Genomic DNA, 24351 nt, shown 5'->3' with positions numbered 1-24351 from the left:
TACACAACAATGAATCTTAAACAATATTTTAAAACCGCTTTTATCGTTGCGTGTTCAGCGCTGGCAGTAACTGCCTGTGTGGATAAGGACGAGTGGGAAACGCCACCGATTAACTGCAACAATAAATTTGATGCGCCTACCAAAACACTGGCCGAGGTAAAGGCCATGGCGCCGTCCTCAGGATATCTTCTGATTGAGGATGACCTGATTTTTGACGGCTATATTATCTCATCTGATGAGAATGGTAACTTTTATAAATCAATCGTGTTCCAGGATAAGCCGGAAAACCCAACGGCCGGCCTGCAAATGGAAGTAGACCGCAGCAGCAACTATGCTGATTTTCCGGTAGGGATGCACGTGAGAATTAACGCAAAAGGCCTGCGCCTGGGACTGGACCGCGGAACTGTGAAACTGGGTTCTGTGGACCCAACTTACAATATTGGCCGAATTCCAAGTGTATTGCTCTCCCGGTATATTTCTGCCGTATGTGATGGAAATAATGCGGATATCGCTACCATTAAACCGGTACAGTTGAGCAAACTCTCCGACGCTAAAAATGAGAAATATATCAATACACTGGTTTCTGTTTCAGGTGTGCAGTTTGAAGAATCTCAACTGAATAAACAGTACATCGATTACGTAAACGGTGAAGGAAAAGACACCAACCGTGCCCTGCAGGACCTGACCGGTGGTACTGCTCCCATAAGAAGCTCCGGTTTTGCGAAATATGGTTCAGCCCTGTTGCCAACCGGAAGCGGGACCGTTACCTTTGTGGTTAGCCGTTACAACAGCGAATATCAAATGCTGATCCGCGGTCTGAACGATGTACAACTTAATGACAAGCGTCTTGCCATCACGGTGGAAACTTTTGAATCGTACACAAGCGGAACAAAGGATTTTGGTACCAAATATTATAACACTTCAGTTACAGGAAGCCGCCTTTGGGAAGTAAGAGAGTACAGCTCCAATAAATATATCCAGATTTCCGGTCTGAACCAGGGGTTGGTGAAAACCCACTTTGCAGTTCCGGTTAATTTCGATCAGCAGTCTAAACTGTCGTTTAAAACCAACGCAGGATATTACAATGGTGAGACCCTTAGCGTATATTATTCAACCAACTATAACCCAGCCAATCCTGGAGCGGCTACTTTAGTTGATATCACTGACCAGTTTGACATCTCTAAAGGTAAAAATGGTCCTGCCGGTGCTGCCAATTATGAAGATAGTTTCCGTCCAAGTGGAACCGGTACTTTCACTGCGCAGGGCGAAGGGTATATCATTTTTGAATATAATTCCAATTCAGTTAACAACAGCGGTGTATCCACAGTGATGCAGCTGGATGATATTAATATTAATTAAAAGATCAATACGTGCTTTTGAAGCGGTGGAAAACCGCTTTAAAAGTATCGCATGAGATGTTTAAATAATTATATAAAGAGCTACTTCCGCGAGGAGGTGGCTCTTTGCTTATGTGCAGAATGGGCAGGTCCAAAGGTTAGACAGAACTCTGTCCGGTATGGCTGAGAAGTTGAGTTGGCAGCTAACCATTTAGCAAAGGAAACACTTCTGTGATGTTGCATGTTCTTAATAACGACCTAAAAAAACCGGGTGCAATTGCATCCGGTTCACTGTCTTTTCTTAGTTGCGTTTTACTTAAAAACTAACTTCATCTACTTCCTTGCCGCGCTGGAACTTAATCGTTTTTTGTACACCACGGTAGGCAATATTGACCAGGTTCAGTTGTTTCGGGAACGTGGCCAGCATAATGGAGTTTTTAATTTTAATCGTGCTGATATCGGTAATCCCTCCTGCTTCAAAATACACCCAGACGGATTCACCGTTTACCTGGCTTCCCGTAAAGGTGAGGGTGCGGGACGAGCCGTTCACATAGACATCAAAATTATTATTGACATACTTTTTAACTTCAGCTTCAAAACCGGCCGTGTTGGGATTTATTTTGATCGCATCGGAAATATGCGAGGTATTCATTTTTGTAGTGAATTTCAGCTTCTTACTCCCTTCGAGGTAATCTACTTTCGTCATCGAGGAGTAAAATTCTGCAACCGCAAAACTCATCATCAGCATCGATGCAAAAATTAATAAACTATATAAAAATTTTTTCATCTTCCTTTAAATTGTAGTTGTAATTCTCAAATATGATGCCAATCAGAAGTTCACGTTAACCGTGTATTTATCATAAAATGCCTTAATGTGCGCCACGGCTTCATCTGCTGTATCCACCACACGATAGAGCTCCAGATCTCCCTCAGAGATGAGTTTGTTGGCGAGCAAAACATCGGTAAACCAATCCAGCAAACCGGACCAGAATTTTGAACCCACCAGCACAATCGGGAACTTGCCGATCTTATCCGTCTGGATCAGGGTGATTGCCTCCATCAGTTCATCCAGTGTTCCAAAACCGCCCGGCATCACAATGAAGCCCTGGGAATATTTCACGAACATTACTTTCCTAACGAAGAAATAATCAAAATCAATACTTAACCCTTTGTCGATATAGGGATTAAAATGCTGCTCAAAAGGAAGGTCAATATTTAAACCAATGGATTTTCCGCCGCCGTTTCGTGCGCCGCGGTTCCCGGCCTCCATAATTCCGGGCCCGCCACCGGTGATGATCCCGAAACCGATATCGGTAATCTTTTCCGCGATTTCAGTAGCGAGTTTATAATAGGGATCCTCAGGCTTCAGTCGTGCTGACCCGAAAATAGAAACGCATGGCCCGATCTTGGCCATCTTCTCGTATCCGTCCACGAATTCCGACATGACCTTAAAAACCATCCAGCTGTCCTTGGTTACGGTTTCGTCCCAGGTTTTTTCCTTAAAAGATTTTTGAATTTTCTGATCTATTTCAAAAGCGCTCCCTGCGGCAAGCTTGGTTTTGCCTTTTCCTCTTTCTATTTTGCTCATCTATTTAAATATTTTTTCGGCCTCCTGCACAGATTCCGGTCTGCCCACATCTACGATGACGGCTGAGTGCTGATAGCCATGAATGTTTTCAGTATGCATCAGGTCCAGGTATTCCTTCATAATGGAAAATGAACCGGTGCGGCGGATTTTATTAAAAATACGGGCGTTCAGGCAATGGATTCCACTGAAGGCAAGTTCCTGCAATGATCCCGCGGGCGCCGCCAGGTTTTCTTCGCCGGTGCTCATATTGCGCCAGCCTTTCAGCTGCATTTCCTCATTAAACAAAAGCTTGCGTGAACTGTTCCGGTCTGATACTGCTAATGTAGCAAAATCATTTTTGGCCAAATGGTAGTCAACAAAGGAATTGAGATCCAGATCAGTGAGAATGTCAGCGTTCATGACCAGGAAATCTGTACTGTCTTCCAGCAGCGCACGCGCAAAAAGCAGGCCACCGCCGGTTTCCAGCAGCATTTCTTTTTCATCCGACAACTGAACCGAAACGCCGAAATTGTCATTTTTTTTCAGGAACTCCCGGATTTGGTCGCCGAAATGATGGATATTAATCACAAAATGGGTAATTCCGAAACCTTTGAGGTACAGAATATTTCTTTCCAGCAGCGGCACACCGTTCACGGGAGCCAACGCTTTCGGATGGTGATCAGTGAAAGGGCGCAACCTGGTTCCCTTTCCGGCCGCGAAAATTAATGCTTTCATTACAACCCGGAATCAGCAATACACAACTGCGGTTGCTCATCATGAATCAGTTTAACGGTCGCCTGCGGATATTTCTTCCGAAGAAAAGCAGCCGTTTGATCTGCGGCATATACCGAACGGTGCTGTCCGCCGGTGCAGCCGAAATTAACCTGCAGATGTTCAAAACCGCGGGATAAATAATTTTCTACATTAATGGAAATAAGGTCTTGCACCAATTTTAGGAACTGCGGCATATCGGTTTGTGTTTCCAGGAATTCCTGCACACCCACATCGCAGCCGGTCTGGTCGCAATATTCCTGTTGCCGGCCCGGATTCAGGATTCCGCGGCAATCGAAGGCAAAACCGCCGCCGTTGCCGGAACTATCTTTGGGAATGCCTCCCTTTTTATATGAAAAACTGTGTACTTCTATGGTTAAACTCATAAGATATATTTTTAAAATCAGCGCTGACGGCTGTTTATTAAGGTTGCTATTTTCGCAGCGGTATCTTCGCTGTTTAAAGTTTGAATTAAATTTCTGAGTTCCGGATATTGTGGCATTTCTTCCCATTCTTCCGTAAAGTTGACCAGATTAAGAATACCGGGTCTGAGGCTGCTGATGAAGTGGGGTTTTCGTTGGACCAAGCCACGGAAACCATACGCGCCGAGCACCTGCAGAAAACGAATGAGTTTTAGCGGCATAAAGGATTGCTGCAAAACGCTCACAGTTTCTTCCTCCTTCCACAAGGAGTAGTAGTAAGAAACCATCTCAGTTCGGAACGCTTGCGTAAACGGCGCACTTGCCTGATAAAGAAAGGAAATGACATCGTACATCAGCGGGCCTTCCATCGCGGCCTGGTAATCGATAAAGAAAACATCCGCTTTGTCATTAAGCATGATATTCCTCGCCTGAAAGTCGCGCATCATAATGCCCCTGGGTTGCAGTTTACTTACCCGCTCAATAATTTCCCGGAATTCCGCAAGCAGTTTTCCTTTATGATAAGGAAGCTCCAGCATATCAGCGATATAGGCTTTAAAGTAATATAGATCGCTGGTAACCGGCAGTTCATCATAAGAGGCGTACTCATAGGACCTGCTGAAATTTATTTTACCAAACGTTGCTTTCTGCAGATGATATAATTTACGAAGAACCTGCTGCACCGTCGTTTTTATTTCATCAACTGGCGGATTTGTCTTAAACCATTCTGCCAGTGTCTGTGTGCCCAGAAACTCCTGCACGTACATCGTGCGGTCCGCAGAAACGGTGAAGATTTTGGGCGTGTTGAGTTTTAAATTCTGAAAGACCTGGGACAGATAGAGAAAACTTTCATTCTCCGCAATATGATGATTGGCGGTAAGGATGTATCTGGTATTATTTGCAGACGCAACGTAATTCATCCGCGCTGAGCCGCTGGCTGCCAGTGGCTGAAAAACATCTGCAGCACTGCCGGCAAAATTTTCGAAAAACTGGCGGGCTTCGTCGGTAGTCATAGGGTCACAAATATAGCAATTTCCTGTTTTAAAGCAGTATATTTGCGCCTATGTGGAAGGATTTCAAGCCGGTACTGAAAATGCTGCTGCGGTTTGTACTGCTGTATGTGGTGCTGGTGGGCGCGTATCAGCTTTATCTGAACGGCCACCGCGATCACGGTCTGGATCCGCTTTCTGATTGGGTGATGCGCCAGGTAGCGATGGTCCAGGAATGGTTGGGGTATACCACTTTGCTGGTGCCCGGTCAACCGCTGGAGGAAACCACCTATTTCTACATAAACGGGCAATATGTGACCCGGATGGTGGAAGGCTGCAACGCCGTGTCTGTCATTATTTTATTCCTTGCTTTTATTTTTGCTTTTTACAGTGGGTTGCGCACCTTTTTATTTGCATTTGGCGGTGTAATTATATTACATATCATCAATGTGTTGCGAATTGCCGGGCTTAATCTCCTGGTGCTGCATTATCCGCATTACACCAAAATCGGACACGACTATTTCTTTCCCGCCATTATTTATGGAACCGTCGTGCTGCTCTGGCTTCTTTGGATTAAAGGTTTTGTTCTTAAAAGTGCGGCCAAATGAAATGGGTGCGCTGGCTTTTAATGATAGTTGCCCTGGCCGGGCTGGTGGCTGTGCGCATGCTGGAAACCAAAGTGTTTTATGATCCGTTGCGCGACTATTTTCTGCTGGCAGACCGGCATGCCGTTTTTCCGCCGTATGAAATGCCTAAGCTGGTGCTGAATCACTTGTTCAGGTTTGCATTAAATCTCTTCTTTTCTTTACTGTTAATTCAGGTGCTTTTCCGGAATAAGGTCTGGACGAAACAGGCTGCACTTCTGATCGCACTTGTTTTCCTGATTACATTTCCCTTGTATTTATACGCAGTACACACTCAGTTTGAAATCGGCTACCTTTTCTCTTTTTATATGCGGAGGTTTGTCATACAGCCTTTAACGGTTTTATTATTGGTGCCGTTGTTTTATTACCGTTCGCGTCTTGCTCAAAATGCAGCTTAAAGGCCGTGTTTACGGTGCTGGCTAAGCGTTTCCGAAGTCCAGGGAATTTTTTTCTTCAAAGGCAGCTGCCGGACAGGGCAATTTTGCATGGTGCAAATTGAACAGGAAATTTTGCGGCAGTCATCAATATGGAAATTAAGTTCCACCGGCCTGCTGGCGTTCGCGCCGATCAGCTGGTATACTTCCTCCAGTTCCTGATGTGCGCGCCGTAATTCATAATACCAGGGCAAAGTCATGTGCGCATCAATATGCAGCCGGCTGCCATGCTGCTGAATACGGACGTTGTGCAGATCAATCCACTGTGGCTTTCGGTGTTCTTCCAGCAGTACCGCCAGATCAGCAAGCAGTGTTTCATCAGCCTCGTCCATTATTCCGCTCAGCGCCGTGCGCAGAATCCTGTATCCCACATAAATAATGTAGAGGCCAAAACATGCGGCAATAGCAGGGTCCGCCCAGTACCATCCGGTGAGATGGACGATGAGAAGTCCAGCTACAATTGCGACAGTGGTCAGCGTATCTGTTTTCAAATGTTTCCCGGAGCTCTGCAATACCAGTGAGTTCTCGCGCACGCCGCGCAGCCAGGAAATATGCCCCAGAATGTAATTGACAACGGCCGTGCCCGCGATGATCAGGATTCCCCATTCCAGCTTTTGGGGCGTATTCCCATTGATGAGCGAAACTGCACTTTGCACGATGATGATGGCACCGGCCACCATAATCAGTCCGCCCTCAATACCCGAAGTGATAAACTCCACTTTACCGTGCCCGTACGGATGCTCGGGGTCACGTGGCTTAGCTGCCAGAGCAAGTGCGTACAACCCCATGAAGGCAGCCATAATGTTCACGATACTCTCCATCCCATCGGAGAATACAGCATCGGAACAAGTCAGCCGCCAGGCGACGATTTTGACGGCGAAAAGCACAACGCCGGCAGCGGCGATGAGCCACTGGAAACGGATGTGCGTATTTGTATGATGATTTGACATATGTTTTAAAATAGTAGTTGCAAAAGTTCGCTCTGTCTAATAATAAAAAAGCCCGCTGTGGAGCGGGCTGTTTGTTTATAATAATTGATGCTGATGCAGATATTCTGCAATTTGTACCGCATTGGTGGCGGCACCTTTCCGCAGGTTATCGGCCACAATCCACATATTCAGCGTATTTGGCTGGGAATTGTCGCGGCGGATTCTGCCCACAAAAACCTCGTCTTTACCTTCGGCATACAAAGGCATCGGATATTGATTATTGGCTACATCATCAACCACTTCAATACCCGGGCTATCTGCCAGCAGGTTCCGCACTTCTGAAAGGTCAAAGTCTTTATTAAACTCGATATTTACACTTTCGGAGTGGCCGCCCTGCACAGGCACCCGCACGGCTGTGGCTGTGATTTTAAAAGAATCGTCCTGCATGATTTTATGCGGTTCCGTCATCAGCTTGATCTCTTCCTTTGTGTAATCATCTTCACTGAACACATCGCAGTGTGGCAGTGCGTTCTTAAAAATATGATGAGGATACACCTTTTCGCCGCTGTCGTTTCCGGCGATTTCTGCGTTGAGCTGATCAACTGCTTTTTTACCGGTACCGGTGACAGACTGATAGGTTGACACAATCACGCGTTTCAGGCCGTATTTCTGATGAAGGGGCGCGAGCGCCAGCACTAGCTGAATAGTGGAGCAATTCGGATTGGCAATAATTTTATCTTCCTTCGTCAGAGACGCTGCATTAATCTCCGGAACGATTAGTTTCTTATCCGCCTCCATCCGGAAGTGGGAAGAGTTGTCAATAACAGTAGTGCCGTTTTCGGCAAACTTCGGAGCAAATGCTGCCGACGTGCTGCCGCCCGCTGAAAACAGCGCAATTTGTGGTTTCTTACGGATCGCTTCTTCCATTGAAACGACAGGATATTCTTTGCCGCAAAAAACGATGGTTTTGCCGATTGATTTCTCGGAAGCCACGGGATAGAGTTCCGTCACCGGAAAGTTTCGTTCTTCCAGAACCTTCAGCATTACCTGGCCTACCATACCGGTAGCGCCCACAAGTGCTATTTTCATATAATATCAGAAAGTATTAAAGTTAATTAACCGAAAAGTCTCGTCCACTGGAAAGCCCACAGCATCAGTGCAAGTGCGATAAAGGACATAATTACCCAGCTCATGTTCAGCTTTTCATTCATCTTAAATTTCTTGTTCACGATGGTGAGCAGTACCGCAGCTACAATCATGGCAAAGGGATGCTCCACAAAGGTATTTCTGGCGGTGGCATCTTTCATTAAAGTTCCTGATTCACGCGCGGCCTGAAAGCCCGGCGAAAAGAAGAACAGCATCACCAGTCCGATCAGCGCCTGGACATGGAAGAAGATCATGGTGAACAGCGTTGATTTACGCAGCAGTTTGGTGATCCGGCCGGAATAGCCGAACATCGTCATCAGCAGTGCAATTACAAAAATGGCCGTTGCCAGCAAAATCAAATACGCAAACCCACGGTGTGCATTAAGCATGATGTTGAAATCCATTGTTTTATTTTTTTAATGTAGCACAAAGATAAAAAAATCCCGGTCACAGACCGGGATCACTTTATTAGAAAGAATTAATCTTCTTAGAAAGAATATTTAAATCCTAAAACTGCACTAAATGTAGTACCTCGGGAGCTGGAAGCTCTGTATGGAGACGCTACCAAAGACTGACCATCACGCAACATGGTGAAAGAAGGATCTGCAGATACAGCACCGGAGCGACCTAATATCGCTGCACCGTAGCTGCTTACAGTATAATCCTGAATTCCCCATTTGGAATTAAGAAGGTTTCCAAAGTTAATAATATCCAAGGTAATCTGAACTTTATCTCCTTTTTGAACCATATCAGTGAATAAACTTTGTGCGATTCTCAGGTCAACACGGTTTATCCATGGAAGCAAGAATTCGTTTCTCGGCAGAATAGTACCACGGTATTTTTCCAATCCGTTATCTGCGATAAACTTGTCAAATGCCTCTTGCTGTTGTGCAGCAGTAAATAAGACAGTACTTCCTTGTTTGATGTCTGCAAACTTCACTGTTTCTCCTACCTTAGGAATGTACATAAGGTCATTAGCGATTCCGTCACCATTCACATCATTGGAATAGTAGTAAGAATATCTGCCTTGGTTCTCGCCGTTGTAGTAGGCACCAATGGTAGTTTTACCAATCGTATAACTCAAATTTGCCACTACACGGTGAGGAATAGAGTAATTGGAGATACTAAGCGACTGTTGGTTTGGTGAATCCACAGTTGGTGAAGCCTGCCAAGCAGAGCTGGCACTCGAACCTGAATTGGCAGAGATTTCTTTTGCTTCCGAATACGTATAGAATACAGATCCAGAAAGGCCATGCCAAGGACGAACAGACGCTCCAAAAGTAGCGGAGAATGCAGTACCTTTTGTGTCAGAGTTGGTTAAAACAACTGCACTGTTTGCACCAATCTTGTCATTATAACGGTATGACTTTTCGTCAGGATAGAAGGCGCGATCCTGGTTGGTCATGCGGAAAGTTGATTCCTTTCTGTTAGCACCGTACTGAAAAACTGAATTTACATCCTTAGTATAAAGAATATCAGTTGTCAGCGTGATCGGTGTGTTTGGAATCTTAAAGTCAGCTCCAAAGCTGCTTCTCCAAACGGAAGGCATTTTGAAATCACTGTCTACCAATGCAAAAGTTGTTGGTGCACCTTCCTTAGGAGTGCTGATAAATACATTTTCTCCGCCGGCCGGAACATTATTTACATAATAGTAAATGTCTTCCGGATGGAATCTGATGTTTCCAATCCATGGAGCAACACCTGCATAGTCAAGCTCTACCGTATTTTGCAATACACCGGCATTCGTAGGCATGTTCGTTAACCAAACGAATGGTACACGACCGGTAAAGATTCCGGTACCACCTCGTAAGGTAAGGCTACGATCACCCAGAACGTCGTAGTTGAATCCTAACCTTGGTGAAAGCATTACGCGTGACTTTGGCCATTCACCTGAAGAGTAATTTTTAGGATTGCCGTTTTTGTCTAATAGAGTCAACGCATCAATTGATGGGTTCGCTGTCAGATCGTTCAGGTAGCTTGGCAATTCAGCTCTCAAGCCAACGGTTACGTTAAATTTATCTGTCAGTGTAATCCTATCCTGCAGATAAGCTGATAGAAGTCCAAAGTTTACTCTTGAGTATGTATCCTGGTTAGCATACGGATATGTTAGACCAAAAGAAATTGGCGCTACTTCGTTTGCTGTTCCGGTAGAAAGGAAATCCTCTACCGATGCGTAGCGGTAATAACCAGTACCCATTCTGGTATAGGAGTTACCAAATTTCTGTACTTCGTAAGCAGCACCTACTGTAAAGCTGTTTCTGCCTAAGTTATAAGTCAGGTTATTGGTAAAGGAGAAGTTGTCGTTATAAACGTCATTCAGATAAGTAAACAATTCAGTACCGAAGCTGATATAGTTTCCTCCACTCGCCGATCCGTCCCAAATATCAACAAATGGGAAAAGCTTGTCAGATGGTGACTTTCTGGTATCCTGAATTTTCGAGTACGTAAAGAGGAATTTATTAGAAAGGTCTGAACTAAACGTTGAGTTTAATTCCGCAGTTACAGACTGTACATAGTTTTCGAAGCTGTAGTTTCCGTTTTCGAAAGTCATCGCTTTATCGCTCACACGTCCCCAAGCTGATCTTGGAGCAGGTCCTGATGTAGCGTTTGCAACCTGCATGGAGGTTCCTTTCAAATAGTTATATCGTACCGCAAATTTATGCTTGTCGCTAATGTTCCAGTCGAGTCGGGTCAGGAATTTATCACCCTGTTGCATTGCTTCATCAGCATATCCCTGATATCTTCCCGGATCATATCCCCATCTGTTGATCAGGTGATTTTTAACAGCGATAAGGTCAGATTCCTTCACACGGGAAATGTTGTTGGCAGGATCAGCAATCCCATCCTGCGATGCTTTCCATAAGTTAGCGCCGGATGCATTAGCTCCAGTAGCAGTTTCACGCTCTCCGCTGACGAAGAAGAATAATTTATTCTGAACAATAGGTCCGCCGACTGTTAAACCGTTGGTCATTTTAGCTCCGGAAACTTTTTGAATTTCATTTCCGTTTATTTTCCAGCCGTTCAGATCTTTACCATTATAATAGCCATAAAGAGATCCGTGGAAACGGTTGGTACCAGACTTGGTTACAGCGTTAATACCTGCACCTGTAAATCCGGACTGCGTCACATCAAAAGGAGCGATGTTAACAGAGATTTCCTGAATTGCGTCCAGGGAAATTGGCTGAGCGTTACCCCCCGGCAGTGGGTTGCTGCTTAGGCCAAAGCCGTTATTAAAGTTAGCCCCGTCAATCTGCAGGTTGTTATAACGTGCATCTCGACCTGCGAATGAGTTTCCATTTGCCTGTGGTGTAAGTCGGGTAAATTCAGTAATACTTCTTGATACCTGCGGAAGTTCCTGAATCTGCTTTTGGCCAACATTGGTGGCAGCACCGGTTTGGTTTACGTTTCTGCCGCGGGCGCCTGTTAAAACTACCTCAGCAATAGTCGCTGTTTTTTCTCCAAATACAGGGTTTACCACAAATGGTTGTCCCAGTTCCAGATACACATCTTCATAGATGATAGGCTGCTCACTTCCGGAAGTAACTTCCACGCGGTAAGGACCACCCACACGCATGTTTGCGATGTTAAACGCGCCGGAGGCATTGGCAGTAGCAGTGTACACAGTTCCAGAAGGTAAGTGTGTAGCCTTGATCGTTGCATTACTTACAGACTTACCCGCAGTAGCCGTTACAATACCAGACAAGTTACTGGTAGTAACCTGTGCCTGCAGTGTACCATAGCCTGCAAAAGCAAGTGCCGCAACCAGTACAGATTTCTTTAATGGATTAAAAATCATATTAGTTTTAATTATAGATTTATTAAGCTAAAATTATGGTGCAAAAATATTTAATTTAAACGGGACTTTGATTAAGAAAATGTTAAATTTTAAAATTTTGTTAAAAAAAGCCTTTAAATAAGTGTCAGACAGTATTTTAAAAAAGATATAAAATCAATTTTCAGCTTGTAAACGCTTGTTTAGTTTTGCCTGATAACGCGATTTAATTATTGGATATATAATCAGACTGTAACTGCTTTTAAGCTGAGGTCAATGTTCTTCGCTGAATGCGTAAGTGCCCCGGCTGAAATGTAATCAACGCCAGTATCCGCGATTTCCTTCAGCATGTCGCGGGTGATGCCGCCGGACGCTTCGGTTTCGCTTTTCTTGCCAATGATTGCCACAGCTTCACGCATGGTAGCTATGTCCATATTGTCTAGCATAATGCGGTCTGCGCCGGCATCCAGGGCTTCGCGGACTTCCTGCAGCGTACGGGTTTCTACTTCTACTTTAAGTTCCAGCTCATTCTGTGCGATATATTCGCGTGCGGCTGAAACTGCATTTTTAATACTGCCGTTATAATCGATATGGTTATCCTTCAGCATGATCATATCATACAACCCAAAGCGGTGATTGGTTCCGCCGCCGATAGCAACTGCCCATTTTTCGCAAAGACGGAAGTTGGGCGTGGTTTTACGGGTATCGAGTAATTTGGTTTTAGTACCGACCAGACGTGCATCCCATTCGTGAGTGAGGGTGGCAATACCGCTCATGCGCTGCATGCAGTTCAAAACGAAGCGCTCGGTAGAAAGAATGGAGCGGGCACTGCCTGATATATTCAAAACGATATCGCCTGCTTTTGCCTGCTGTCCGTCTTTCATTAAAACTTCTACAGAAAGCGAAGGATCAAACTGGCGGAAAATGATCTCAGCGAGTTCAACGCCTGCCAGAATGCAATCTTCTTTAACCAAAAGTTTTGCTTTCTGCTGCAGGTCTTTCGGAATAGTAGCCAGGGTAGAGTGGTCTCCGGGGCCCAAGTCTTCCTCCAGCGCACGGCTGATAAAAGTTTTTAACGCAGCATCGGTAATGTATGCAGGTCTTTTCATGGTTTTTTAAAATAAAAAAACTTCAGGGCAGCACACCTTGAAGTTTATAAGTTTATCGCACAGCAAAAGTCACGGGAAAGCCAATAACGAAAAGACTTTGTATTCCTGAACTGATGCTCCATTTCTTTTTTATTTAATCTGCCGGCTGGTTTCCTCAGCACCTGTTGCAAACTTGCGGCAAAGATACAAAACCGAATCTTATTTCGCAATATGCATTTAAACATCAGAACCATAATGGTTTACGATAGATCCTTATTGAAAAAAGCGCCTTTGTTTTCTTTCATTTCAAGAGACTGGCGGATGATGAGATACGAGATGTTCACCAGATTGCGCAGTTCTGCCAGTTGCGGCGAGATGATCGAATAGCTGTACAACTCGGTCACGGCTTCGTGGATTTCACGCTGCTTCCGGGCTGCAATCTGCAATCGTTCATTGCTGCGGACAATGCTCACCAGGTCGCTCATCATTTCCTGCAATTGGCGGCGGAGATAGGAGACAATCACCATTTCATCCATCATTTTCATGCCTTCTTCATTCCATTCCGGAACGGCTTTTAAGTCCTCAAAATTAAAATTGTTTTCCTGCAGGAGTTCTGTGGTCTTCATGGCGGCTTTATGGCCAAAGACCAGGCCTTCCAGCAAGGAATTGGAGGCAAGCCGGTTGGCGCCGTGTAAACCGGAATTAGTACATTCGCCCACGGCAAAAAGGTGACGGATCGAACTCTGTCCGTCTTCATCAATGTCAATGCCGCCCATCAGATAGTGGCAGGCGGGCACGACCGGAATCAATTCTTTAAAAGGATCAATGCCTTCTTCCAGGCATTTCTGATATATATTGGGGAAGTGCTCAATAAATCGTTCCCGGTTCATTTGCCGGCAATCCAGCCCTACATAATCATCACCGGATATTTTCAGTTCGTTATCAATGGCGCGTGCCACAATATCACGGGAAGCCAGCTCTTCGCGCTCATCATATTTATGCATGAAGGGTTTTCCGTCTTTTGTTCGGAGCTTGGCACCATCACCACGCACCGCCTCAGAGATCAGGAACAGCATCCCGTCGCGGCGGGAGAATAACGCAGTAGGGTGGAATTGATAATACTGCATATTGGAAATCCGTCCGCGCGCCCGGTGCACGAAAGCAATCCCATCACCGGTCGCGATGAGGGGATTGGTGGTGTTTTTATACACATGGCCGGCGCCACCGGTAGCGACCAGCGTAATTTTAGCCGTAATTTTTTTAATTATCTTTTGCTGCTCATCCAGAATGTAGGCACCGTAGCAGTCAATTGAGTTTTCGTCGAATTGTTTGCCGGGAATATGGTGCTGGGTGATAAGGTCGATGACATAATGGTGGCTCATCATCTCCACGTTGGGCAAACTGCGGAGTGTTTGCAGCAGGGCGCGCTCGATTTCGCGGCCGGTAATGTCTTTGTGGTGAACAATTCTGTTCTCGGTATGTCCGCCTTCGCGGCCGAGCATCAGGTGCCCGTCTTTGCGGTCGAATTGGGTTCCCCAGTCCACGAGTTCCCGAAAGCGGTCCGGGCCTTCCTCAATCACCATTTTCACAATGGCGGGATCGTTCTCGCCATCGCCGGCGCGGAGGGTATCCTCAATGTGCTTGGTGAAATTATCTTTGCTGAAATCGGTGACGACAGCCAGGCCGCCCTGCGCGTATTTGGTATTGCTTTCGTCCTCATCGGCTTTGGTTACGATGATAATCTTCGCCTCAGGCATTTGCTGTGAAACTTTGATAGCATACGACAGGCCGGAAATACCGGACCCGATTACCAGGACGTCCGCTTTAATCATAGATCTTTTTATAAAAATTTAAAAAGCTTTTCTGCCGGTTTGCGCACCTTTTTCATGTTCTGAAAAGCATCTTCTGCCGAGCGGTATCCCAAGGCCAGCGTAACGGATACTTTTTCTTTTTCAGGATTAAGTTGCAGAACGCGGGCTAATACTTCTTCGCGGAAGCCTTCCATCGGGCAGGTATCCACGCCTTCCAGCGCAGCGGCGAACATCAGATTGGCCAGTGCAATATAACTTTGCTTTTCCGCCCAATGCTGCTGCTCTTCGAGTTCCTGCGCTTCCGTCCAGCCTTCAACACTCGCTTTGAACGCTTGTAGTTGTTCATCGGGTGTACCGCGCACTTCCGTAATGTGACGAAAATAACCGTCGATATATTCCTGTTCCACTTTTGTTTTGGATGTCAGTATCAGCAAATGCGAACAGGTTTCTGCCTGCGAGGGATTATAAAAAGCCGGAACCAGTTCCCGGCGAATGGCCGCGCTTTCCGCCACATAAATTTTATACGGCTGCAAACCCAGCGAACTGGCCGAGAGCTTGCCAGCCTGCAGAATATTGTGCAGCACCTCCGGCGCTACCTGACGTTCAGTATCAAACTTCTTTACCGAATAGCGGCGGTTCAGTGCTTCAAGGTAGTTCATAAGACAAAGGTAAATAAATGAAGGTAAATTGGTTTAAAGCTAAGACAAGTAGAAATAATTGCGCTTTCATCGTCAAATTTCCTTAGTGAAATAGCTGCATTTGCTTTGAAGGAAGAATGTGTTGTGAAAATAATTTAAAAGTAATACTAATTTGTCGTAGTATTACTACTGTTTTATATCTGGCTCTTTATTATCTTTAACAAAATTAATGCATGTTATGGCGGCCTTGTCATGATCGCTGAGCCGTGCAGCTGTTTTATTGAACCACAATAAAGGCGAGCCGGAATAGAACGTGGGTTATAAGGTATTGGGTGAAAAATCCTGAGGCATATATGAAGATATAAATAGGTTAACTGTGATTTTATAAAGACATTTTGTATGATAACCGGTAATCAGAATCCAGAAGTCGGTAAACAGGAGTTGTACACCGTGCATGACACAGGACATTACCTGCCGAGTGCGGACGTACAGTATGTTTGGAACATCTGGAAAAAGCAGAAAAACGGCACGTGGAAAGATATTACACCAAAAACCACCTAAAACCGGCATGCGCGTCCCGTTTACATTTGGCGAAAAAGTAACCGGCACAGAGTTCCGGCTGGATGTTTTTAAAGCGCAAAAGAAACTGTTGTCCAATGAATGGGAAGCGAAAAAAGCAGGCAGCCTCACTGTAATTCCCGGGAGAGCTTCCGAGTCCAAGATAGTAAAAGTGGTTCTTTTTAATCGTGGTGTAAAAGACATTAACAAGGCCAGCTATCAGGATACGCTCATTGCCCGGGCGCATTGTGTAGGTTTATTTAACCGTGAGATTACTTTCCAGCTGTGGGAAGATGATGCTCCCGGCCCAGGCCATCATGCGGAGATTAATAAACAAAATCAAATGCCGGGTGTTTTTAAAGCGCGCGTAAATAAAAACGGCATTGCAGAAGCTAAAATCCCTTTGACCTCCAATCCAAGAGTATTGCAGGCGATTGCTGATAAATTTTTAATGAAAGGGGACCAAGATGAAGGTGCCTACCATGAATATTATGTCACGGCTTCCTATGAGGGGAAAATCCGGGGCGCAAGTCAGGTAAATGTAAACGTGGTTAATCCTGCGCACAAATCTAAACCAAAAGACAACAGTGCTATTTTTCCCGGCACCTCTGCAAAAAGCCCGCGTGCTGATCAGGAAAAGAAAATCACCCATGCCTATTTTGTGGACCTGAAAGGAAATCCCGTCACAAAGGTAAAAGTGGGAGATACGATTAAAGTGCGCATCCGGACCCGTAATATGCTGAATCAACGGATCCAGTTTGTCATTTGGGAATATGATGTGTTTTCAGATGACAGGATTCATACAAGCCCGGCCATTACGATAAAAGGTGATTCAATGGATATGCCTGCCGTTACCATAACACAGGCGCTTTTTAATAAAGGAATTGATTCCAGATACCTCAAGGATCCTGACCGGGAGCGACAGCAGTATTTCATTGAGGTCATCCCATTGAAGCTTAATGTTCCTTCCAGCAAATTTGGCCTGGCGAATAGCGCTGAAAAACCGCTGGAGGTGGTACGGAGTGCGGCGAAGGTGAATGAAAGGAAACCAGACAAGCCAAAAGAGGATTTATGCTTTTGTAACAGGGACTTCAAAGAAAAAGATGTTAGAACATTTATTAGGCTCCTTAAAGGTTCAGAAAGGATTTGGGAGGGGCAAGCTTTAAAGGGTGGAAGGCGAGTTGGCTGCAATATTAATGATAAATCGTTTGCGGTTTTAACAAAATCTTTAAATCACTGTTTCAATAAGTATAAAATCAACCACTGTGCGCAAAAAATGCATTTTCTAGCACAGGTTTGTGAAGAAACTGGTGTCTTTTCTTTATCAGAGGAAACAAAGAGTGTTTTTATCTCAAGTCAAAGCATATATAAAGGAAGAGGTTTGCTACAATTAACCGGTGTAAGAGTTAATTCAAACGATCCAAAATCTCCGTTTGACAAGCCCGGGCCATATCAAGATTACGCAGAATATATAGGAGACAAGAAAATTGTAAGAAATCCTGAAGTAGTAGCCAATACAGTTGATTATTGTGTCGATAGCGGTGGGTGGATGTGGAGTATTTACAAAAAGATGCCAAAAGCCCCGTCTGAAGCGGTTGATCGATGGGGAGAGGAAACTTCGGGAAAGACTCTTAATGAGTTGGCAATTTTCGCAGATAAGTATTTGGAATTGATTTCAGTTTTGCTAAACGGTAGAAATAAAAATACTAAAATGCCAAATGGGTGGGAAAAGCGTAAGAGCAATTATAATTTACTTAAAACAGTTTTCTTCAAATATGATCATTATCACAAAATACCGTCAAAAACAATAAGTAACAGCGGTACTATAACCTTCCATATTTATCAAGATGGAAATATCGAAAAACGTTTTCCAAGAACAATACATCCCGATGCTGAAGATAAATATAAATATGTTTATCACGATGCTAAAGGTAACCAGCATAACATATGTACCCTAGAATTCAAATTAGCTCAAAAGTGGATTGTTGGTTCGAAAAAAGATGGTGGTCCAGGATGGGAGAAAAGGGTCATTGGAAAGACCGCCAGATACTACCAAAAAGCGAATGGTCTGGGCGAGTTGGTAAAGATGACTTTTCCAATCAATTATCAAAAAGACGAAGTAAGGATAAGAATTGAAGATAATACATCGCGTGAATATATTAACCCGGTATCATTTGCGTCTCTATTGGGAGCTGTGGCAGAATGCGGTTTTGAAGACTTTCATTTTAATGGTTCTACTTCAGCAGACGGAACAGGGGCTCCCAGTGTTACTCACGTCAATGGCGTGTCATTTGACTTTAGGTATTTACGAAAGGACAAAACCGGAAACAATCTTCATATTGATAAAGATCCCGACCTATTTGATATCCATAGACAAGAAAAATTTTTAGATGCGCTAATCAAGTTCGGATACTCGCAATTTTATAGTTACAATATTAAAGTAAATGGTAAGAATTTTATTTTGAAGAACTCCACAAGTTTAACGGACCACCACCATCATTTACATGTTAGAAAAGAGGGTTATAACCCTAAGTACAAAGAATTAAAAGATTAGTCTTATGAAAACCTTATTTGGTGCACTGTGTGTTGCTGTAATAATAAATTCCTGCTCCCAGAAAATTGATCATATGCAGATAGAATCTACATTGGTAAAAGGTTCAGGTGAAAAAGTGACTGCCGCTCTAGAGGAGCAATTTCCTAAAATAAAAAATTGCGCTTTTGACTCACTGCAGTTACAGACAGCGCAATATGAAGGGACACAATTCTTCACAGAGAATGTTTTGCGGGGAACAGGAGTTGTTACCATGGCACCGGGAATTAGTTTCAAAATATTAAATCTCGACAATACTTCATTTGCAAGCGTATCCGTAAATACCACCGCCGATGATGCTGCGCTAAAAATTAACTTTCCAAAAATTGTAATTTCCCGGGAAATCATTCCCTATGAAGAGTTTAGTACCTTTAGTTTTGATGCAGAGGATCCGCAGACGGATGATGATTATTTAATTGTGTACATAAATAAAGAAAAAAAGAAGATTAGTAAAAAACATAAATACCACTTCGATTCTTGGGAAAACTATGCAAAAAGTGCTTATATTGAATTGACGCAAGCTGTGGTAAATGCCACAATTGCTGAAAAAGGATACTGGTACGAAGTGCTGCAAATAAAGGGAGATTCGATGCAGGTTAAATCAGTTCCCGAAACAGAATGTGATTACATTGAAAATTATCAGGATGTCACAAAATGGATACGATGGAAAAATAACTCCTGCAAAACGGTGAAACTTAATTTTTGCTACTAATTATGAAAATTAACAGAGCGTATATAGGATTTCTGATGATTTTTGCGCTTCTTACCGCGAGCTGCAAGGAGTATATAAAATATAATGGTGAAAATCCTTCATCATCATTTTTAGGAAATAAACGACTTGAAGAGCCCAATTTCTTTGAGCAGGTTGCAAAAAACCACAATAGTTTAATGACGCAATGTGCGTTATATGAGGAAAACTTTCGTGCTTTAAATGATTCGAATGTGCTGAAATTACCTGGAAAGAATGTTCACTCAAAATTGCAAAAACAACTTTTACATAGTTCTGATGCTGGAATTGTCTTATTTACTTACGTGAACAATACTAAGGTGGATTCAGTCGTGTTCTACCGAAATTCAGAAGTATATAATGAAACGGCCGGATTTAATCAATATACTTGTCTCAGCTATCTTGACCTCAAAAAAGGCGAAATCTGGCAGGCAAAGTATTTCCACCAATCGAAGTTTGATGCTCCTGTAACCATTTGTTATTTAAAGAGAACAATAAGAACTGATGGGAAAATCCGAACTGATTCTCTTTATTATTTAGATGAATCCTTCGAAGCTGAAATGCAGCAGTATAAACTTTACTAGAAGTTTATTATCTAAACTTAATTCCCTAATATGAAACTTCCAATATTTTTATCCTGTATACTTCTGATTTCTTTGTACAGCTGCAAAAAGCCGGTAAAGATGGGGATGGCTACACAGAATGCCGTGGTTAGAGAAACACGTTTTGATAGACAACCTGCAGGGAGACCGTCCTTTCTTTTCACCTTACGCAAAACAGATGAGGATGGCAGACCTGCACAGATAGAAATACAAATTAAAAACGAACATCAGATAAAGCAAATTATCACCCATAAGCCAAATTATTGGCGATAGAAGAAGGTCCTTTTCAAGTAAGCCAGGTTGATTACTTTAATAAAAGTACCGAGATTGATGAAGGTGTAGAGAGCTACCATGACTTTATCATCGGTGATTTTAATTTCGATGGACGGGAAGACTTTGCAATACTGTATGACCTCGGCGGGAATCCGGACCGTCTTACTTGTATTATTTTCAAAACGAGGCAGGTATGTTTAATGTTGATAAAACTTTCCCGTTGAATGCAGGCTATTTTCCAGCTGAAATTGATGACAAAAACAAAACTTTAACAACGATGAAGCCAAGTGGCTGCTGCACCATTCGAACCATTGTTTATAAATTAGCTAATGCTAGCCGTTGGGACATTCTTTCTTACGAGGAAAAAAATATGGATTAGAAGGTGTTTTCCCAAATGTGCCCGCAAGTAGTATATACCTGAAAATTGTATTTAACAATATTCCGTGTCTGTAGCTCTTTTCTCTTATGAATAAAAATTAAAGCCAAATAATGACACCTGATTATTAAATTGTTCGGCCAATAAATAATGAAATATGCGAAGAATAATGCTCTGTTCGATAGTCCTTTTCATCAGCTGCATGCAGAAGAATCCGGCCATAACCGGCACTTCCGGTGAAAAGATTGATTCTTTGCAGATAAACCAATTTGTAATTCAGGAACAGGGCGATCGGTACACATTGCTGGGTAGCGCTTGCAAGAATAATGATATCAATAAAGTCAAAAAACTTTTAAGAGCGGGCGCAGATATACAATTAGCCAAAACAGATGACATCTACGAGTTTGATGCGCTGTATGTCGCCATTGAAAACAATCATGTGGCTTTAGTTAATTATATTTTGACGGAAGATGTGGACATTAGTCGGATTTATACTGAAGAAGGATTAACACCGCTTACGTTGGCCTGTAAGCTTAATCGTGATCTAATTGCCGAAAAGCTAATTCCAAAAGAAGCCAACGTAAATGGTATTATACTTGGAAACAGCGAATATATTATTACACCTCTGCTAGTGGCTTTGGAAAATAATAACTTTAGCTTAACAAAAAGACTGTTGGAAAAAGGGGCAAACGTGGATGTGCAAAACGAAGCGGGTGATGATGCTCGGAGCATAGGATTGCGGAAAGGTGGCAAATGGGTTTTTCTTTTTGAGGAACATTAAATTTGGATAAGATTATTTTGTCAAATTAATTTCAATCTATGACAAGGCTGTAGTTTCCAGCCTTTATGTGGAAGGTGAACTACATGAGCCGGAAAACGACGTGGTCGTGGAAAAAACAAGTTTTACAATAGACAAGAATTCCGTTTTAACCGTAAAAACTGAAAACGAAAACTTTGAACTGGGGGCTAATAATGAAAAAAAGTTCAAAGTGTCGAATGCTGCTGAAATCCTCGAAATAAAGTGAGCAGATCATGCCGTCAATTGCTTTGGGGCAGACTATCGCTGTCTGAATCTCATAATTTTCAAGATAATGAATCCCAAAGGAGGGAAGAGAACGGATAAAATAAACAAAAACAGGCCGGTTTCTGGGGTTACCTTTTTATTTTGTAGCAGTTGCATGTTTACAAAAAGTAAAACGGTGAAAAGAACCACGGCAAAAATAAGTATCATATGCTTCAATTCCATACTGTTGCTTTAAATTGATTATATAAAACAAATACGCTGAGCAGCATGCTGCTGCCTGGCTAAATATAAGAAATTGATTTTTAATGAGTTTGCCTTCTTTGGCTGTTATGAAAAAGAAGGTTTTAAAAGACGGGTTTATAAGCGGGTTGCAGCCTTATTTGTCGAAGAGCCCGCCCTTTCCCTGCTGCTCAAAAAAGGTGTCCACAAGCAAAGGTTCAGTTTGGGCCGCTTTCACGGCCAGTTGGTCGCAGATTTCGTTTTCGGTGTGGCCGGCGTGGCCTTTTATCCAGTGGAAAGTAGGGGTGTGCGCTTTGAGGAGCGGAACAAGGCGTTGCCACAGGTCGGGGTTCTTTACGTTTTTAAAACCTTTGCGAATCCAGCCGTAAATCCATTTTTGGTTAATGGCATCCGAAACATATTTACTGTCCGTGAAAACATGGATATCGTTTTCAGTAGACTTTAGTTTTTCCAGTGCGGTGATTACAGCCAGTAATTCCATCCGGTTGTTGGTGGTGCGCCGGAACCCCTGTGCGTAGCGTTTTTCGTAGTTCTTTTCGGGAACTTTCATCACGATACCGTAGCCGCCACGGCCCGGATTGCCGCTGCAGGCCCCGTCTGTGTAAATGTTGATTATGAGACTCATCTATCAGAACATAAACTCGTCATCGTCATCCTGGTCGTTCATGGAAGAGCCGGACAGTTTTTGTGGGTCGCCGATGTCGAAAGCTGCGCCCGGATCGATGGTCGTCCGGATTTTATCGAAGCCGCTCGGGGTTTCCTGTTGTGCGAAGCTGGACGGCTGATATCCGCCATAGCCACCGCCGTCACCATACAGATCCAGGTCGGCAAACTTGGCGATATTCTTGAAGAAAGACATCCGCACATCTGCCGTTGCACCGTTCCTGTGTTTTGCAATAATAAGTTCTGCCTGGTTCTCCGTGGAGCTTTCCATGCCGTCTTCATCGTTGTCCCAAGTTGTGATTTTGTAGTATTCCGGGCGGAAGATAAAAGAGACAATATCCGCATCCTGCTCGATCGCTCCGGATTCCCGCAGGTCGGAAAGTTGCGGACGTTTGCCCGGGCGCGTTTCCACACTTCTCGAAAGCTGAGAGAGCGCAATTACCGGTACGTTCAGTTCCTTCGCAATCGCTTTCAGGGAGCGGGAAATGGTCGCGATTTCCTGCTCACGGTTCCCGGCGCCTTTGCCGGAACTGGCGGTCATCAGCTGCAGGTAATCCACCATGATGATCCGCACGCCGTGCTGCATCACGAGACGGCGGCATTTTGCACGGAAATCAAACACCGATAGAGATGGCGTTTCATCAATGTAGAGCGGCGCATTTTCCAACGCGGAAACGTTAGAGAACAGCCGCTGCCATTCTTCGTCTGACATCTGGCCTTTCCGTAATTTTTCGGAGGAAATGCCGGTTTCGCTGGCAATCATCCGGGTGATCAGCTGTACAGAAGCCATCTCCAGGGAGAATAGCGCCATGGGAATATTGTGTTCCACGGCAATGTTTCGGGCCATGGAGAGAAGAAAAGCAGTTTTACCCATCGCCGGACGCGCCGCGATGATAATGAGGTCAGAATTCTGCCAGCCGCCGGTTTCTTTGTCAATATCACGGAAGCCGGACGGAATACCGGAAAGTCCTTCTTTGTCTTTGAGGGATTTGATGGTTTCAATCGCTTCCTTCACGAGGTTATTCGCAGTGTCAAACCCTTTTTTAATGGTTCCGTTGGTAATATCAAAAAAGGCCTGTTCGGCTTTGTCGAGCAGTTCAAACACATCGGTGGTTTCCTTATAAGAACTGTCGATCACATTCGCCGACACATTGATAAGGCTGCGCAGAATAAACTTTTCCAGAATCACGCGAACGTGATATTCGATGTGCGCACTGGAAGAGATGCCCATCGTCAGGTCGATGATATAATGATCACCGCCTGCAAAGGCCAGTTTCTCGCTTTTCTTCAGTTCCTGAATCACGGTCATTAAATCCACCGGATGATTGGCTTCAAACAGCCGCGTGATGGCGCGGAAGATTTCCTGGTGGCGCGGATCGTAAAAAACGTCGGCGGTCAGCAGGTCAATGGAATAGTCCAGTCCTTTCTTATCAATCAAAAAAGTACCGATGACGAGCCGCTCGAAATCTACTGCATTGGGCGGCATTTTACCATCGGAAATCGACAGTTCCCGGGCGAAAGTGCCGTGAATAAGCGATGATAAAGTGTCCTTCTGAGTCATGGTACAAAGATAGTTTTTTTAAATCCAGGTGGCAGAAATTTAACTAACATTCCCCGTTTTGATCAGGGTAAATAATTGGTTATCAAATGTTAAATCTGTTGATAAGTCAAAGGCAAACGAAATTCTCCTCTAGCCCGGATTGCAGTGGAAATCCCGCAGGACCGCCCGCCAGGGTGGGCCGAGGAATTGCAA

General features: G+C 44.0%; 22 protein-coding genes and 1 pseudogene. 9 read left to right on the top strand and 14 right to left on the bottom strand.

Annotated features, from left to right (window positions below):
- Nucleotides 1-9 precede the first annotated feature (9 nt).
- Complete coding sequence (locus tag MVI27_RS02975) at nt 10-1359, top strand: M949_1556 family lipoprotein (protein ID WP_246959213.1); 1350 nt, start codon at nt 10-12, stop codon at nt 1357-1359.
- 294 nt (nt 1360-1653) lie between these two features.
- Here the strand turns inward: MVI27_RS02975 and MVI27_RS02970 are convergent, their stop codons facing one another.
- The 5 genes from MVI27_RS02970 to MVI27_RS02950 are packed head-to-tail and all read right to left on the bottom strand — an operon-like array spanning nt 1654 to nt 5107.
- Nucleotides 1654-2124: a DUF6702 family protein gene (locus tag MVI27_RS02970; RefSeq protein WP_246959212.1), complete on the bottom strand. Its 471-nt coding sequence runs from the start codon at nt 2122-2124 to the stop codon at nt 1654-1656.
- A gap of 42 nt (nt 2125-2166) precedes the next feature.
- Nucleotides 2167-2925, bottom strand: coding sequence for an LOG family protein (locus tag MVI27_RS02965; protein ID WP_246959211.1), 759 nt, complete (start codon nt 2923-2925; stop codon nt 2167-2169).
- On the bottom strand, nt 2926-3639 hold the full coding sequence (locus tag MVI27_RS02960) for a nucleotidyltransferase family protein (RefSeq protein WP_246959210.1): 714 nt from the start codon (nt 3637-3639) through the stop codon (nt 2926-2928).
- Nucleotides 3639-4061 carry a RapZ C-terminal domain-containing protein gene (locus MVI27_RS02955; RefSeq protein ID WP_246959209.1) on the bottom strand — a complete coding sequence of 141 codons (423 nt, stop codon included), beginning with the start codon at nt 4059-4061 and terminating at the stop codon, nt 3639-3641. Before MVI27_RS02955 ends, MVI27_RS02960 begins: the two co-directional genes overlap by 1 nt.
- A gap of 17 nt (nt 4062-4078) precedes the next feature.
- Nucleotides 4079-5107 carry an aminoglycoside phosphotransferase family protein gene (locus tag MVI27_RS02950; RefSeq protein WP_246959208.1) on the bottom strand — a complete coding sequence of 343 codons (1029 nt, stop codon included), beginning with the start codon at nt 5105-5107 and terminating at the stop codon, nt 4079-4081.
- A 50-nt stretch (nt 5108-5157) separates the two neighbouring features.
- Here MVI27_RS02950 and xrtF point away from each other — a divergent pair, with 50 nt between their 5' ends.
- Both xrtF and MVI27_RS02940 read left to right on the top strand, forming a co-directional pair.
- Nucleotides 5158-5691: an exosortase family protein XrtF gene (gene xrtF / locus MVI27_RS02945; protein ID WP_246959207.1), complete on the top strand. Its 534-nt coding sequence runs from the start codon at nt 5158-5160 to the stop codon at nt 5689-5691.
- A complete protein-coding gene (locus tag MVI27_RS02940; RefSeq protein ID WP_246959206.1) occupies nt 5688-6125 on the top strand; it encodes an exosortase F system-associated membrane protein in 438 nt (145 codons plus the stop codon). The genes xrtF and MVI27_RS02940 overlap by 4 nt, the downstream gene beginning before the upstream one ends.
- Here the strand turns inward: MVI27_RS02940 and MVI27_RS02935 are convergent.
- From MVI27_RS02935 to MVI27_RS02905, 7 genes are all read right to left on the bottom strand, one after another.
- A complete protein-coding gene (locus MVI27_RS02935) occupies nt 6122-7111 on the bottom strand; it encodes a cation diffusion facilitator family transporter (protein WP_246959205.1) in 990 nt (329 codons plus the stop codon). The genes MVI27_RS02940 and MVI27_RS02935 overlap by 4 nt on opposite strands.
- Nucleotides 7112-7186: 75 nt before the next feature.
- Complete coding sequence (locus MVI27_RS02930) at nt 7187-8179, bottom strand: aspartate-semialdehyde dehydrogenase (RefSeq protein WP_246959204.1); 993 nt, start codon at nt 8177-8179, stop codon at nt 7187-7189.
- Between the two features lie 26 nt (nt 8180-8205).
- Entirely contained in the window at nt 8206-8640 is a 435-nt protein-coding gene (locus tag MVI27_RS02925; RefSeq protein WP_246959203.1) for a hypothetical protein, read from the bottom strand.
- An 83-nt stretch (nt 8641-8723) separates the two neighbouring features.
- The gene (locus MVI27_RS02920) at nt 8724-12032 is read right to left on the bottom strand and encodes a TonB-dependent receptor (protein WP_246959202.1); all 3309 of its coding nucleotides are present in this window, start codon (nt 12030-12032) and stop codon (nt 8724-8726) included.
- A gap of 221 nt (nt 12033-12253) precedes the next feature.
- Nucleotides 12254-13117 carry a carboxylating nicotinate-nucleotide diphosphorylase gene (gene nadC, locus MVI27_RS02915; RefSeq protein WP_246959201.1) on the bottom strand — a complete coding sequence of 288 codons (864 nt, stop codon included), beginning with the start codon at nt 13115-13117 and terminating at the stop codon, nt 12254-12256.
- 239 nt (nt 13118-13356) lie between these two features.
- Entirely contained in the window at nt 13357-14928 is a 1572-nt protein-coding gene (nadB, locus tag MVI27_RS02910; protein ID WP_246959200.1) for an L-aspartate oxidase, read from the bottom strand.
- Between the two features lie 8 nt (nt 14929-14936).
- Entirely contained in the window at nt 14937-15566 is a 630-nt protein-coding gene (locus tag MVI27_RS02905; protein ID WP_246959199.1) for an NAD(P)H-dependent oxidoreductase, read from the bottom strand.
- A 378-nt stretch (nt 15567-15944) separates the two neighbouring features.
- On the opposite strand from MVI27_RS02905, the gene MVI27_RS02900 reads away from it, so the two are divergent.
- The 6 genes and pseudogenes from MVI27_RS02900 (at nt 15945) to MVI27_RS02875 (ending at nt 21452) form a co-directional block, all read left to right on the top strand.
- Nucleotides 15945-16106, top strand: coding sequence for a hypothetical protein (locus tag MVI27_RS02900; RefSeq protein ID WP_246959198.1), 162 nt, complete (start codon nt 15945-15947; stop codon nt 16104-16106).
- A gap of 7 nt (nt 16107-16113) precedes the next feature.
- On the top strand, nt 16114-18657 hold the full coding sequence (locus MVI27_RS02895; RefSeq protein ID WP_246959197.1) for a hypothetical protein: 2544 nt from the start codon (nt 16114-16116) through the stop codon (nt 18655-18657).
- Between the two features lie 4 nt (nt 18658-18661).
- Complete coding sequence (locus MVI27_RS02890; RefSeq protein ID WP_246959196.1) at nt 18662-19405, top strand: hypothetical protein; 744 nt, start codon at nt 18662-18664, stop codon at nt 19403-19405.
- A 2-nt stretch (nt 19406-19407) separates the two neighbouring features.
- Nucleotides 19408-20004, top strand: coding sequence for a hypothetical protein (locus MVI27_RS02885; protein WP_246959195.1), 597 nt, complete (start codon nt 19408-19410; stop codon nt 20002-20004).
- A 454-nt stretch (nt 20005-20458) separates the two neighbouring features.
- Nucleotides 20459-20674 (top strand): annotated as a pseudogene (locus tag MVI27_RS02880) (hypothetical protein); the annotation flags it as partial.
- 199 nt (nt 20675-20873) lie between these two features.
- Complete coding sequence (locus tag MVI27_RS02875; RefSeq protein WP_246959193.1) at nt 20874-21452, top strand: ankyrin repeat domain-containing protein; 579 nt, start codon at nt 20874-20876, stop codon at nt 21450-21452.
- Nucleotides 21453-22071: 619 nt separating this feature from the next.
- Here MVI27_RS02875 and rnhA read toward each other — a convergent pair.
- Complete coding sequence (gene rnhA, locus MVI27_RS02870) at nt 22072-22560, bottom strand: ribonuclease HI (protein ID WP_246959192.1); 489 nt, start codon at nt 22558-22560, stop codon at nt 22072-22074.
- A 3-nt stretch (nt 22561-22563) separates the two neighbouring features.
- Nucleotides 22564-24159 (bottom strand): replicative DNA helicase, encoded by a 1596-nt coding sequence (gene dnaB / locus MVI27_RS02865; RefSeq protein WP_246959191.1) that lies wholly within the window; start codon nt 24157-24159, stop codon nt 22564-22566.
- Between the last annotated feature and the right edge of the window lie 192 nt (nt 24160-24351).

Origin of the sequence: Chryseobacterium salipaludis (assembly GCF_022968825.1) — a bacterium.
GTDB lineage: Bacteria > Bacteroidota > Bacteroidia > Flavobacteriales > Weeksellaceae > Kaistella > Kaistella salipaludis.
Note: the sequence above shows the minus strand (reverse complement) of the source record. Positions and strands in the feature narration are given on the sequence as shown.